The sequence below is a fragment of the Serratia quinivorans genome (genome assembly GCF_052113645.1).
GTDB classification, from domain to species: domain Bacteria; phylum Pseudomonadota; class Gammaproteobacteria; order Enterobacterales; family Enterobacteriaceae; genus Serratia; species Serratia quinivorans_B.
In genome coordinates, this window is sequence record NZ_JBIEIU010000001.1 from 879,790 (window position 1) to 893,779 (window position 13,990).

General features: G+C 52.8%; 13 protein-coding genes. All 13 read left to right on the forward strand.

What is annotated here, in order from left to right; translation table 11 throughout:
* The first annotated feature begins 1 nt into the window (after window position 1).
* The 13 genes from ACGS9J_RS04060 (at window position 2) to ACGS9J_RS04120 (ending at window position 13,727) form a co-directional block, all read left to right on the forward strand.
* Window positions 2-2,749, forward strand: coding sequence for a VirB3 family type IV secretion system protein (locus ACGS9J_RS04060; protein WP_259820501.1), 2,748 nt, complete (start codon window positions 2-4; stop codon window positions 2,747-2,749).
* A gap of 22 nt (window positions 2,750-2,771) precedes the next feature.
* The gene (locus ACGS9J_RS04065; RefSeq protein ID WP_097734733.1) at window positions 2,772-3,500 is read left to right on the forward strand and encodes a type IV secretion system protein; all 729 of its coding nucleotides are present in this window, start codon (window positions 2,772-2,774) and stop codon (window positions 3,498-3,500) included.
* An 11-nt stretch (window positions 3,501-3,511) separates the two neighbouring features.
* Window positions 3,512-3,787, forward strand: a complete 276-nt coding sequence (locus ACGS9J_RS04070) for an EexN family lipoprotein (protein WP_061553916.1) — start codon at window positions 3,512-3,514, stop codon at window positions 3,785-3,787.
* Between the two features lie 71 nt (window positions 3,788-3,858).
* Window positions 3,859-4,890 carry a type IV secretion system protein gene (locus ACGS9J_RS04075; RefSeq protein WP_259820498.1) on the forward strand — a complete coding sequence of 344 codons (1,032 nt, stop codon included), beginning with the start codon at window positions 3,859-3,861 and terminating at the stop codon, window positions 4,888-4,890.
* An 89-nt stretch (window positions 4,891-4,979) separates the two neighbouring features.
* Window positions 4,980-5,120, forward strand: a complete 141-nt coding sequence (locus tag ACGS9J_RS04080) for a hypothetical protein (RefSeq protein ID WP_164913536.1) — start codon at window positions 4,980-4,982, stop codon at window positions 5,118-5,120.
* Window positions 5,113-5,796 carry a virB8 family protein gene (locus tag ACGS9J_RS04085; protein ID WP_259820493.1) on the forward strand — a complete coding sequence of 228 codons (684 nt, stop codon included), beginning with the start codon at window positions 5,113-5,115 and terminating at the stop codon, window positions 5,794-5,796. Before ACGS9J_RS04080 ends, ACGS9J_RS04085 begins: the two co-directional genes overlap by 8 nt.
* A complete protein-coding gene (gene virB9 / locus ACGS9J_RS04090) occupies window positions 5,796-6,683 on the forward strand; it encodes a P-type conjugative transfer protein VirB9 (RefSeq protein WP_061555377.1) in 888 nt (295 codons plus the stop codon). The genes ACGS9J_RS04085 and virB9 overlap by 1 nt, the downstream gene beginning before the upstream one ends.
* Window positions 6,680-7,996, forward strand: a complete 1,317-nt coding sequence (virB10, locus tag ACGS9J_RS04095; protein ID WP_442229767.1) for a VirB10/TraB/TrbI family type IV secretion system protein — start codon at window positions 6,680-6,682, stop codon at window positions 7,994-7,996. Before virB9 ends, virB10 begins: the two co-directional genes overlap by 4 nt.
* On the forward strand, window positions 7,986-9,005 hold the full coding sequence (virB11, locus tag ACGS9J_RS04100; protein ID WP_097734707.1) for a P-type DNA transfer ATPase VirB11: 1,020 nt from the start codon (window positions 7,986-7,988) through the stop codon (window positions 9,003-9,005). The genes virB10 and virB11 overlap by 11 nt, the downstream gene beginning before the upstream one ends.
* Before the next feature lie 60 nt (window positions 9,006-9,065).
* Window positions 9,066-9,368 (forward strand): TrbM/KikA/MpfK family conjugal transfer protein, encoded by a 303-nt coding sequence (locus ACGS9J_RS04105; protein WP_181630974.1) that lies wholly within the window; start codon window positions 9,066-9,068, stop codon window positions 9,366-9,368.
* A gap of 768 nt (window positions 9,369-10,136) precedes the next feature.
* The gene (locus tag ACGS9J_RS04110; RefSeq protein WP_442229768.1) at window positions 10,137-11,873 is read left to right on the forward strand and encodes a type IV secretory system conjugative DNA transfer family protein; all 1,737 of its coding nucleotides are present in this window, start codon (window positions 10,137-10,139) and stop codon (window positions 11,871-11,873) included.
* A gap of 8 nt (window positions 11,874-11,881) precedes the next feature.
* A complete protein-coding gene (mobC, locus tag ACGS9J_RS04115) occupies window positions 11,882-12,685 on the forward strand; it encodes a MobC family replication-relaxation protein (protein ID WP_442229769.1) in 804 nt (267 codons plus the stop codon).
* Window positions 12,678-13,727: a DNA-methyltransferase gene (locus ACGS9J_RS04120; protein WP_442229770.1), complete on the forward strand. Its 1,050-nt coding sequence runs from the start codon at window positions 12,678-12,680 to the stop codon at window positions 13,725-13,727. Before mobC ends, ACGS9J_RS04120 begins: the two co-directional genes overlap by 8 nt.
* The last annotated feature ends 263 nt before the right edge of the window (window positions 13,728-13,990 follow it).

A 13,990-nucleotide genomic window follows, 5' to 3' on the forward strand; every position in this document is an offset into this window, starting at 1 on the left:
GATGGCTACGCTGAATAAAGCACTTACGCGGCCTGCCGCCATTATGGGTATTCCTCTGGTGCCGTTCGTTCTCGTCAGCGGGGCCATCGTCCTGCTGGCGGTCTATGTCAGCTATTACCTGGCGCTTCTGCTGATCCCGGCCTGGGCGGAAATGAAAAATAAAACCCGAAAGGACATTCATTATTTCAGTCTGCTCTGGCTGGCGTTTAAAACCCGTGGACGAATTTTCACCAATATCCATTTTGGCGCGAATGCCCTTCTGGCGAATCAGTACGATAATATTGATGTCTCGGAGTTTATTCAGAAAATGAAATTAAACGAGCGTATTACGCTGGATAAATATATTCCGTATTCCTCCCATATGCACCCTTACGTCATCAGAAACCGTCACCGTGATTTTGTTGCCACCTGGGAGCTGGGCGGTACCGTCTTTGAATGTGAAGACGAACATCACCTGACCCTGATGGCTACACACCTGAATAACGTTATTCGTTCGTATGAGGGTCTGCCGGTAACATTCTATATTCACCGGCTCCGTGAAAAATACCATGATGTTTTTGAAGCCTGTTCGGGTATTCCCTTTTCCGATGAGGTAACACGTCGGTATTACGAGTCGGTAAAAGAAAAACCGTTCTGGCGGCACCGGCTGTTTTTCACCGTCTGCTACGCGCCGTTCTCTCAGATTGAGAAGAAAACCATGAAAGCGCAGTCGCACGGTAAACACCAGGCAGCACTGGATGACGCACTCAAAATCATGCTGGAATACCGTGAAGCACTGGAATCCTCATTATCCCGTTATACGGCAACGCCGCTGGGGATATATGAAGAAAACGGGCGGGTGTATTCCTCGCAACTGGCGTTCTTCCACCGCCTGATCACCGGACAGTGGCAGAAAGTGGCCGTAACGCGCTCGCCCTTTTATGAAACATTAAGCACGCCGGACGTGTTTTTCACCACCGACACCGGTGAATGCCAGACGGTCAGCGGTTCCCGCTTCTTCCGCAGCATGGAGATTAAGGATTATCCCCCGGAAACCCATACCGGTATGCTGGACGCACTGTTGTACGCCGAAAGCGAGTATGTTCTGACGCAGTCCTTTACCTGTATGGCACGGGATGAGGCGCAGAATCATATCCGGCTGGCGGAAAAACGGCTTAACTCCACGGACGACGACGCGACTTCCCAGCGCGAAGAGCTGATTGTCCTGCGCGACCTGCTCCAGTCCGGACATGTGTCGTGCGGTAAATTCCACTTTTCCCTGCTGATCTCCTCAGACAGTGCCGGACAGGTGGTGAAGGACACCAACGTTCTGGCCCAGCCCTTCGCCGATCTGGGTATTATGACGACGCTCTCCACCCTGTCACTGCCCGCCGCATATCTGGCACAACTGCCGGGCGTCTATACGCTGCGTCCCCGACTGGTGGCCGTCAGCAGCCAGAATTTTGCCGATATGGCCTGCCTGCATAACTTCCATCCTCACAAACGCAGCGGTAATCCGTGGGGGGAAGCCATCGCCCTCCTTACATCTCCCGGCGGTGGCGGATATTACCTCAACCTGCATGACAGCCAGGCCGGGCGGGATGACACCGGAGAGAAAACGCCGGGGAATACGGCGATTATCGGGAAAACCGGCTCCGGTAAAACCCTGCTGATGACCGTCATGCAGCAACTGATGCAGAAGTACCGTAACCCGGCGACGTTTGCGCCTTCTGCCACCCTCAAACGGCTGACCACGGTGTATTTCGATAAGGACCGTGCGGCGGAGATGGCGATCCGCCAGGCGGGCGGGCGTTATTTCCGTATCCGTACCGGCGAGCCCACCGGCTTCAACCCGTTTGCGCTGGAGCCAACCCGCCGGAACATCAGTTTTATCAAACGGCTTGTACGGATGCTGTGCCGCCGCAACGGTAAGCCGCTCGATCCGCGCGATGAGGAGCGGATCAGTGCCGCCATTGACACCATCATGCTGGACTATCCGCCGGAGTACCGCCGGTTCGGGATCACCCGGCTACTGGAAGTGCTGCCGGAGCCGCCGACCACAGACGCCCGCACCAACGGGCTGCGTATTCGCCTGAAACAGTGGGCGCAGGGGGGCGAGTTCGGCTGGGTGTTTGATAACGAGGCCGATACATTCACCATCAGCGATGTCGATAACTTTGGTATCGACGGCACCGAATTTCTGGATGATGACGATATTCGCGGCCCCATAACCTTTTACCTGCTGTACCGTGTGACCAGTCTTCTGGACGGTCGCCGCCTGGTGATGTTTATGGATGAGTTCTGGCGCTGGCTGGCCGATGTCGAATTTTCCCGCTTCTCGCTCAATATGCTGAAAGTCATCCGCAAGCTGAACGGTATCTTCGTTCCGGCAACACAGTCACCGGATGAAATCGTCAAACACCCCATCGCCCCGGCGATTATTGAGCAGTGCGGTACCCAGATTTTCCTCGCTAATCCGAAAGCCAGCCATGCGGATTACGTAGAGAAAATGAAAGTGCCGGACAGCGTTTATGACACGGTCAGGAACCTGGATCCGGGCGAGCATTATATGGTCATCCTGAAAACCCCGTTGCGGGCCGGGGAAACCCGCCCGTTTGTGGCGATGGCGAAAATGGATCCGTCCGGGCTGGGTAAATTCACCCGGCTTCTCAGCGGCAGTGAGGACAACCTGAAAATATTCGATGCCATTTATCAGGACGGTATGCGACCTGATGAATGGAAAGATACGTTTCTTGACCGGGCAATCTGAAAGCCAACCGGAGGTAATATCAATGCGTTACCGGGATCACCTTCTGGCATTATCGTTATTTTTCTCAGCACAGGCGTTCAGCGCCGGAATACCGGTTTTCGACGCCGTGCAGAATACCGAATCCATTAACCAGTGGATGCAGGAACTACAGCAATGGGAAGATACGGTTACCCATTATAAAAGTGAACTTGATGCATATAAGAAACAACTGGCTACCGCAACCGGCGTACGGGATATTCAGGGTTTTCTCAGTGATGCCCGAAGCCTGAAAACCGATATTGATAATCTCCGTAAGAGCGGTATTTCACTGGATGATCTGCTGACCACGCAGAACAGTTCATATTCTTCTGAACTGCAAAACCTTTACAGTAAATACAAATCGTTCAGCGTATGCAGCCCGGAACAGGAAGGAATAAAATCTCAGTCTCTGGCCGACAGTTGCAAACAGATGATCCTCAATCAGGCAATGGCGATTGAGAATACCACTGACATTGAAAACAGGATCAACAGCACACTCAGCGATATATCAGACTTATCTGACCGTATATCGAATGCGCAGGACTCGAAAGAGTCTCAGGATCTGGCTAACGCCATCGCGGCGAAAAGCGTACAGTTAAATGCGCTGACGAATCAGTGGGAGATGTCTGTCAGACAGGCTGAACAGCGAACGACATTGCTGGAACAGCAAAGACAGAAAGCCTTTGAACAGCAGCAGCTGACGGCACCTGTTGCTGACCTTAATAATTTATAAGGAGGTTATCCGTGCTCAGATCCTTATTCACCTTATGCACACTCTCAGGCGTTATCGTGCTCTCCGGCTGCAAGGAAACCAAATCCGAAGCCTGGTATAAACAGCATCCTGACGAAACTTATGCGGTTTATACGCAATGCCTGAAGGATGGCGAGGCAAGCGATAACTGCGAATTTGCCCACCGGGCAGCACTTATGTTTGCACAGGAAGGCCAGCCCGGGGTTAAGGAGAAATTTGAGGCGATATTTCAGCAGGAAGCTGAAAAACGAAATGCTGTGACACAGTAATTTTTCCTCCAGCAAAACAGGGAATTCTCCCTGTTTTTTATTTCCTTTCTTTATATATCAGGTGAGGCACCATGTCCGGTGGTATTTTTGTTGGTATGGACAAAAACATCATGGATGGACTGAATGCCGTACTGGAAGGCCAGTCTTCCACTTACGGCACAATGATCAGCGTCATCATTGTCAGCTCTTTTACCTTATTTATACTCTATCGCGGTTATCAGACGCTGGCTGGCAAACTCCGGACCCCGGTTGAAGATGTCGTCTGGGATGTGGGGCGAATGCTGCTTATCACCACCTTTGTGTTAAACCTTGATGGCTGGCTGGATATGGCGGTAGCGGCAATCCAGGGACTCAAAGACGGTATCAGTGGCGATGATAACATCTGGGCGCTGCTCGATACCGTCTGGGAAAAGGCACAGGCGCTGGGGCAAAAGTTATTTAATATGGACACCTCAACTTACGTCAAACTGAATGGCGGCCTTGCCGAGGTGCTGGTATGGGGCGGCGCGATTGTCCTGCTGATGGCCGCCACTTTTGCCAACCTGCTCGCCGAAATCACCATCCTGTTAATGACGACCACCGCGCCGCTCTTTATTTTCTGCCTGCTGTACGGTTTTCTTAAACCGATGTTTGATAACTGGCTGAAAACGATTTTCGCGGCAATACTGACGATCATGTTTTCCGCCTTATCCATCCGTATCGCCATTAATTACCTGAATAAAATACTGGATACCGCAGCAAAAACATCCGCAGAAACCAATATGGTGACGCTGGCGGCGCAGTGCCTGCTGGCCGGGACAGCGGCGGGTGTGGTGGTCTGGTTCTCCGCAAAACTCGCCAGCGCACTCAGCGGAGCCGCCGTACAAGCGGTACTGCAGGGCGCAGCCATGAGTGGCCTGGGCGGACTGGCGAACAAATCCGCCGATCTCGCCGGACCCGGTATAAAAGGCGGTGCCCGGATGGCCGCCAGAGGTGGCATGGCCGCCGCCACGGTGGCTGGCAGGCTCATCAGCGCAAGCGCGGGTAAAACCGTGAACGCCTGGCAGAAACGCGCCGCCGCCATCGAAAGCATGAAACGCCTGAACCGGCAGCGTCACCGTTAATCCTTCCGACCGTTAATTTCCTTTCCCCGTCACGCCGTGGCCTGCGCCACCGGTGCGGCATTCCTGCATCCCTGTAATAAGGAGTTTCCATGAAATTCAGAATCTTCCTTCTGATGCTGTGCGTGCTCACGGGCTGCGCACGGCATCAGGGCGACCTTCCGCCGGTATCCGGCGAACCCGAGCCGGTAAATTCCCCCGCAATCATTCAGGAGCTGACTCACCATGTCTGATATTCAGAACATTGTTAATGTTTCCCGCTCTTTTGAATCCATCCTGCTGGAAAAGGAGGAGCGTTCCCGAAAAACCGCCTGGCGGATGGCTGCTGCCGGGCTGATGCTGGCCGCAATGGCGATTGCGGCCATTATTATTCTGCTGCCGCTGAAAACCACCGACATTGAGTTATGGTCGGTGGATAAACAGACCGGGCGTTATGAATATATGACCCGCGTGAAGGAGCGGGATATTTCTTCTGAAAAGGCACTGGCGCACTCACTGGCAGCACACTATGCCAGACTCCGCGAGGGATACAATTATTTCTTCCTTCAGCGTGATTATGACGACGTACAGTTATTTAACAGCGACAGCGTGAACCGGGACTATCTGGACTGGTTTAACGGCGACCAGGCACCGGACGTAATTTTTAACAAGGCGGAATATGTCGTTTATATCGATATTATTTCCAATGTGCATGCGCCCGCCACCGGGCCGGATAATCTGGCGACCCTGAGAATTAAACGCACGATCCGCCGCATTGCCGATAATTCCGTGAAAACGGATGTCTGGAATATCCGTCTCACTTACCGCTATGTGCCACACCAGCAACTGACCGACAGCCAGCGTGAAGTGAATCCGCTGGGCTTCATCGTCACCAGCTACCAGCGCGATAAAGAGCTGAGGGGGGAATGATGCTGAAACACATTCTGCTCCTCACGGGGTTACTGGCGTCATGCGTGGCATGGAGCGCGGCGACACCACGCGGCAGCACGTATGACAGCCGGATGCAGAACGTCACGTACAACAGCCAGAATGCCACGGTCGTCCGTACCCGCCCCGGCTACGTCACCATGCTGGTGTTTGACGATGGTGAAACCGTTATCGATGCGCAGGCGGGTTTTCCCAGAGGCTGGACCGTGACGAAAAGCGACAACCGGGTGGGCGTCAGCCCGAACCCGATTACCCAGCCGGTCACGGACGCCAGCGGCAACAACATCAGTCAGGTGTTTCTGCCGACAGAGAAAGACTGGAAAACCAACCTGTTCGTGGTGACTTCGAAGCGCGATTACAGCCTGGAACTGAACGTGCTGGACCGCGACTCACCCGCTCAGGCCTTTGTTATCCGCTACCACTATCCTGATGAGCAGCGGAATAAATCCGCTGCCGCCAGCGCCACCCGCCAGCAACGACAGCAGGAAGCACTGGACCGGCAGCGGATAGCGGCAGCATTCCGGCAACCGGCCTCGCCGCGGAACTGGCGTTACAGCAAACGAGTGGCCGCCGGTTCCGCCGCCATCGCCCCGGACTTTACCTGGGATGACGGTCGTTTTGCGTATATCGGTTTTTCCCCCACGAAAACCCTGCCTTCCGTTTTCCGGGTGGTTAATGGTCAGGAGCAGGCGGTCACGCCGCAGACAGTTCAACAGGGCAACTACACCGTGATGGTGGTTCCGGCATCGCCGCAACTGGTACTGCGTTACGGCACCTCGGTGGTGGGCGTGGAAAACGCCGGATCCGGGCGTATCCCGGTAACCCGCAGTGACACCGTTTCACCGTCCGTTACGCTGGAGGCAAAATGACTGACAGACCTTTCCCGGACGAACCGGAAAAAACCACCGCAGAGCGGGAAGCGGAAGCCCGTGAACGCGCCCGTTCGGCAATGGCGACGCAGACGCCGGAGCAAAAAACACCGCCCGGCCAGCCGGAAGTGACCCGTTTCCGTAAGGCGTCCGGTCACCGCACGCTGATCGTCAGCCTGCTGAGTCTGGCGCTGGTGATCGCCCTCGCATCCGGCGGCGATCGTCTTCTCAGCGCCCTGAAAAGGGGCGATGAGAAGGAAGCCGACACCGCACCGCCGCCCTCCACCGGGGCGACGCAGCATGAGCGTAAAAATCTGGGCATGGACAGTAACCCGTTTGGCCTGTTCGGACAGCGCAAACAGCAAGGCACAGACCCGGCCAGTCAGACCGTCACCAGCGCACCCGCCCTGCCAGCAGAGCCGCCCGCCCTGAACAAAGCGGCAGCACTGGCAGACGGGCTGAACAGCGGCAGTACAACGGCTGGCGGCAATGCCCGCGCGTCCCGTAGCGAACCGCGCAACCGCGCGGGAATGTCGGAGAGCCCGCCAGTCTCCACGGCGTACACGTCCTGTCGGTCGGTACTGGTCAGAGGGGCGGATGGCCGCCTGCGCTGCCCGGATCCCGCCGCACCGGAAACCGCGCAGGATACGGTTGACAGCGACAATCCGGGCGTCGCCCGTGTCACCGGCGTCAGACGGCTGGGCCTCGATCCTGATCTCTATATCCCGGTGGATCGTTATATTCCCTGTTCGATGATGCGGCGCTTTGTGTCCGATGTCGGCGGCCATATCTCCTGCCTGATTGGGGAGGATGTCTGGAGCGCCAGCAACCATGTGAAGCTGATCGCGGCGGGAACGGTCGCCCGTGGCGTCTACCGCACCGGGGCACTGCAACACGGGCGCAGCCGGATGTTTGTGCTGTGGACGGAGCTGCGCACGCCGGAGCCCGGCAGCCTGCAAATTCCGCTCACCGATACGCAGGCCACCGGCCCGCTAGGCGAGGCGGGGATTGCGGGCTGGATCGACAGCCATTTCTGGGAGCGTTTCGGCAACGCCCTGATGCTGAGTACCGTGCAGGACGTGGCGGCAGCGACGTCAGAGGCCGCACCGGGGAAAGACCGCAATACCGACTACACCGAAAACACCCGCGCCGCCACGGCGGAAATGGCGAAAACGACGCTGGAAAACAGCATCAGTATCCCGCCCACGATGTACCTGAACCAGGGTGATGTGATCGGCATCATGACCGGCACGGATATTGATTTTTCCTCTGTTTATCAACTGCGACTGAAAAAGAAATGGTATGAACACTGAAAACCTGTCACTGGAGTTTATGAAAAACCGGTTGTTTGGTGATTTCCTCGCGCAGGAGGGCCTGACGGAAATTGCCATTAACCGGCCGGGTGAACTGCATACGAAAATCCGGGGGAAATGGCAAAAACATGACTCCCCGGTCACGCTGCGTCAGTGCCATGCCTTTGCCAGAGCACTGGCTTCCTGGCATGAGGATAATATTGACGACACGTCGCCGATCCTTTCTGCAACATCAGGAGCCGGCGAGCGTATTCAGGTGATTATTCCCCCGGCCAGCGAACGTCATACGGTGTCCGTTACGCTGCGCAAACCATCGTTTGAGCAGAAAACGCATCAGTCATGGATTGATGCGGGATTTTACCAGCGGGTGAGCGGTCAGGAGAAAACGGAAAGTCATGATGAGGCACTGATACGGTTATACCACAGCGGGGACATTCCCCGCTTTATGGAAAAGGCGGTGGAATACGGAAAAACGATTTTTATTGTGGGGGAAACCGGCTCCGGCAAAACCACCTATATGAAAACGCTGCTGCATTATATTCCGCTGCATCTCCGGTTAATAACGATTGAGGATAACCCCGAAATCCGCTTTTATCACCACGGCAATTATGTTCATCTTTTTTACCCTGCGGATGCCGGGGATAACGCCATTGTCACACCTGGCAGACTGATACGCGCCAGCTACCGGATGAACCCTGACCGGATATTACTGGCGGAAATTCGCGGACGGGAAGCATGGGATGCGCTGAAAATTGTCGGTTCCGGGCATGAGGGTTTAATCACCTCCCTGCATGCGGGCAGCCCGGCGGAATGTATTGACGGGATTATTGACCGCTGCTATGAAAACCCCGACTGCCGGAATATTCCTTATGATGTGCTGTTACGTAAGGTGCTTAAAAGCATTGATGTCATCGTCAGTATTGATATACACGGCGATGTTCGCCGGATGCATAATGTTTACTTTAAACCAGTTCATTTAAATAGCATGAAAGAGGTATTCAGAAAATAACTCTGGCAAACAACATAACCAAAGATATGTCACCTTTCATTAATCATAACGGTGGCTGAAATGAAGAAAGTCATACTGTCTGTATTATTGTTCTGCGTTATGGCGTCATGTTCAACAACTGTAATGGCTGCTGATACCTGCGAAGTGGTGTTATGTATGTACGGTAAAGCAACCGGAAATGGCGGCGGCAGTGAATGCCATTCGGCTGAACGGGCATTCTTTAATATCGTAAAGAAGAACAGGCATGGTTTTCTGCCTGACCATACGGCTGATGCCAGAAAATCGTTTTTACTTGAATGTGGTTCGGCAGCCCCTGCGGCTATCAGTCAGATCATCAGTAAATATGGCCGCGTTCGTGGTTAACACTGGCGAGACGGGCACAGAGCATGACGGTTTTCAGGTTTTTACGGCTTCTGTTTTTCGCGGATTAAGGAGCGAAGAAACAGGGGCCGTAAAAATGAGGCAGCGGACAGAATTATTTTCGCGGGTTAAGGAGCGAAAATAATTCAGGCACCGCGCCTCACCTGCAAACAGCCGCGCCCACGCGGATTTTGCAGGCCGGGGGGAGCCGGATAAATTTCGCCGCCCCGGCGAGCGAAAAGCTGTCGCCCACGACAGCGGTTTATCCGGGGGGCACAGCCCCGCACACCGTCGCCGCTAAGTCTCCGGCCCAAAGCCGGTAGCGTGGCGCGACCACCCTCTTTAAAGGTCAGCTTCCCTTTTATTCCCGCTGCGAGGAACGAGCAAAGGGAAGAAAAAGGCGAAAGCGACCGTCTTAAAGGGGGTGGTCGCGCGTAGCGGGCGACGGTGTGCCGCCGTTGACCCTGGGGGTTTTGGCGCGGCGTCCAGCCGCGACATTACCCCCATGTGACATGCAGTGAGAGCGTCCAGCCCGAGCGTAATGTCACACGCCGTTGCCCGTCATTCGGGCGTTTCAGGGGACTGACGACCACAGGTCGGCTGTTTTCTGAAAGCGCGGATAACGGGCATGAGCGCCGGAGGCGTTCAGTGCTTTTCATCCTTTTATGGGCGTCATCGATGAGCGTCGCGTATGGGCGTGGGGTTTAACGTCCATCGGTGACGCCCATATGATGCGCCCGCCACACCGAAATCAGACCGGAGATCACTGCAATGGGAACTCATCTGATGCAAAGGCTGAATGCCTTTTCGGATGCCTTTTCTGTTTTTCTGCTCTGGCTGCAACAAAACCCGGTAATACTGTCCATATTTGCCGGGCTGACACTGCCATTTATTTTTCATCTGCCACGTGAAGAAAGAAAAAATGCCCCCTTCTGGTTAAAACTGGTGGCGGGTATATCCACCTTCTTTTTCATATTCGGCACCCTGTCACCGCTGACCATTCAGGGGCTGAGTTTTTTCTTTAACGTACTCGACAATAAAATACTGCTCAGATTATCACTCTGGATACTGACGGTAGGATTTACGTTTGCCGGTCTGGCTTTTCATATTACCGCCCGAAGGCTGCTGGCCGGAGAAGTCGACAGTTTAAAACATCGGATGATTAAAAAAAGCAAGCTGGAAAGAAATGTCAGAACGGATGTTCGTGAAGTCAGAGACATGTTACCTGACAGCATTGCGTATAATCCGCTGGATTATATTGACCTGAATAACGGTATTTTTATCGGGCTGGATAAAGACAACCAGCCGCAATATATCACCGCCGAAGAATTTCAAACTCAACACGCTGACCTTATCGGCACCACAGGCTCTGGTAAAGGCGTCAGTGCCTGTGTATTGCTTTATCAGGCAATACTTTCAGGTGAAGGCGTATTTGTCGAAGACCCTAAAAATGATGAGTGGGCACCGCATGTACTGCGGGAGGCTTGTCAGAAAGCCGGAAAGCAATTTGTCATTATTAACCTGAATGACCTTAATTTTCAGATTGATTTACTGGCTGATATTTCTCATGAACAACTGGAGGAACTATTTAATGCCGGTTTCAGCCTGGGTAAAAAAGGCGAAGGCGCTGACTTTTACCGTATAGCCGATCGCCGAGCAGCCAGAAATACGGCAGCTATTTATGAAAAGGGAATGACATTACGTAATTTATTTAACACTGACTTTGTGAAATCCATCAGTGAAGATGTGCCTGCTTTTTATGGCGAGCTTGAGGAAATCGCTTTAGTGAATTCCATTAATGCCCGCAACGGATTTTCCTTAAAGACCATTTTTGATGAAGGCGGATGCTGTTACATCATCGGCTCGATGCGTAATCAGAAAATCATATCGGCTCAGCGAATGATTTTAACTCGCCTGATTCAGATAGCCGAAACGCGTGACCGGATAAAAGGCAAACCTCGTCCTGTCGCTATTTTCCTTGATGAACTCAAGTATCATCTTTCCCGCCCTGCGCTTGAGGGGCTTGGCGCTGCAAGGGACAAAGGTGTGCATATCATCATGGCCCACCAGTCGGTCAAAGATTTGTATGACTGTCCGGCAGATCTGGAGGGTGATGCTGTAGCCGGTTCGGTCATTGAGAACTGCAAGTTTATGCTGGTTTATCGCCTTCGCGATCCGGACACTGCTGACTGGGTGGCAAGGATGACCGGCTCTATTCTGGTAGACGATGAAATGAGGAAAGTTAAAACAGATATTTCCCTTACGGAGAAAATGGAAACAGACAGGATGATCCGCCAGGCTGAGCGATATTATATAGACAGCAACATGTTGCTTAACCTACCCCAATTTGTTGGTTTTGTTTTTACCCAGAATGATCTGGCGAAGGCAACCAAACTATTCCACATACCAGCGAAAAAGCAATATATCGACCTGTTTTCGTTTGAACATAAAAGAAACCTGCATAGCGAAAAAGAAAGCCCAATCCACAAACCCTCTATTAACCTGTGAGGCTATCAATGCTTGTCCATAACGTTTCTGAAAGAAATGAAGCCGCAAAACTGAGAATGCGGGCATTGCTGTATTTTCTCAAGGAGGAAACGTTCTCTGATTTCCAGACCTTAAAAAGAGTTGTTGGCTATAAAGGGAAACATAACCATGCGATGTATAAACTGCTCAATAAAGCGGTTGCGATGGGCTTCCTGAATAAACATAAATACCCGGTATTGACCGGGAGAAAATCATTGTGGGGGATTACCATGCAGGGACTGGCAATGGTGATTTGCGCTAATGACAGGGTTTTCCCCGCCTATTTTGAGCCGGGCAAACTCAAAAACTCGACGCTGGAACATCGACTGTTAAACCAGCGGGTAAGGATCGCCCTTGAGGAAAAAGGTGGCACAGGCTGGCTTAACGGCGACCGGGGAGAGTTTATGTCGCGATACCCAGGCGTCCGGCACCGACCGGACGGCATTATTACCTTAAGCAGCGGTGCCATCGTTGCAGTGGAAACAGAGCGAACGATGAAAACCCGCGCCCGTTACATCAGCATCATTAACAGTCATCTGGCCGCCAGCGACGCCGGACGCTGGCACTATGCAATGTATGTTATGCCGGATGATAAAACTAAGGAGTCGCTGGTCAGGCTGTTTGGCAGCATCAGGACGGTGATGAGAAACAGCGTTCCTGTTCCGTTTGATGCGAAGAACCGGGAAATGTTTCTCTTTCGCACCATTGATGAACTGGAAGAAAATATCAATGATAAACAGGGTACCCCCTCTTCATCAGTTGATGGCTATAACGGGAGGGAACGCCATGCATGACATTTTGACCCATGGCGACTGCCTTGCCGTTCTGCACAGTATGCCGGACAACTCTGTAGACAGCATTGTGACCGACCCGCCCTATGGTATTAAATTCATGGGGAAGACTTGGGACTACGATGTCCCTTCACAAGCCATCTGGGAAGAATGTCTGCGTGTACTCAAACCAGGTGGTCATCTGTTGTCGTTCGCGGGCTCCCGCACTCAACACCGGATGGCAGCGCGTATTGAGGATGCGGGCTTTGAAATACGTGACATGATTGTATTTCTCTACGAGACCAGCAATGCTGCCAGGGCACTCATCGAAAGTTTATCGCCGGATCAGCTCAAATTACTGGACGTGGCATTTGGACGTGACGGAATGCTGGGCTGGGTATACGGTTCGGGGTTTCCTAAATCCCACCACGCGTTAAAACCGGCACTGGAACCGATTACCCTTGCCCGTAAGCCATGCAAGGGATCCATAGCATCCAACGTAGGCGTATATGGTACCGGTACTCTGAACATCAGCGAATGCAGGATCCCTCTGGCAGAAGGAGAACCACCATATGATTATCCAAATGGACCGGGTGGATCTGAGCCCAACCATATGTGGCGCGGAAGAAGTAAAGGTGATGGCAGTATCGCCAGACAAGGAAGCCCTGATGGTCGCTGGCCTGCCAATCTTATCCATGATGGCAGTGATGCAGTACTTGCTATGTTCCCTGATACCTCTCAGCAGATAGAAATTAGCAGCGCCAGTCGGTTCTTTTATTGTGCAAAAGCCAGTAAAAAAGATCGTGGAGAGGGTAACAATCATCCGTGTGTAAAGCCCACCGAACTGATGCGTTACCTTTGCCGCCTGGTTACGCCCCCGTGCGGCACTGTACTTGATCCCTTTATGGGTAGTGGAAGCACCGGCAAAGCCGCAGCGATGGAAGGATTATGTTTCATCGGTATTGAGCGAAAAGAGGATTATGTGAAAATTGCTCGCAGGCGTATTGCGGCAGCACGTAGTACCACGTTTCGTTCTGGCGATGCAGGAAGACACATTGATAGTTGAAGTCGCGTTAAATGCCTCTAAAAGTGTATTAGCCGAGATTTGAATTCACACTTTTATGGCTCAGGGCCTTAACCTAATCTGATTGGCAACTTCGTACCAGAGCGGGCATTGGGAATGCCATAGTGTAGCGCTAAGTGGGAGATAAGGTGACATCTGGTTTTATCAACTCTGGACAAAAATAATGACACTGGGAATTAAAAAACTGCAAGCCATAATGAATTTTTATTGAAATTGAAAAGTTCTGTAGGCTGAAATACTTTCCA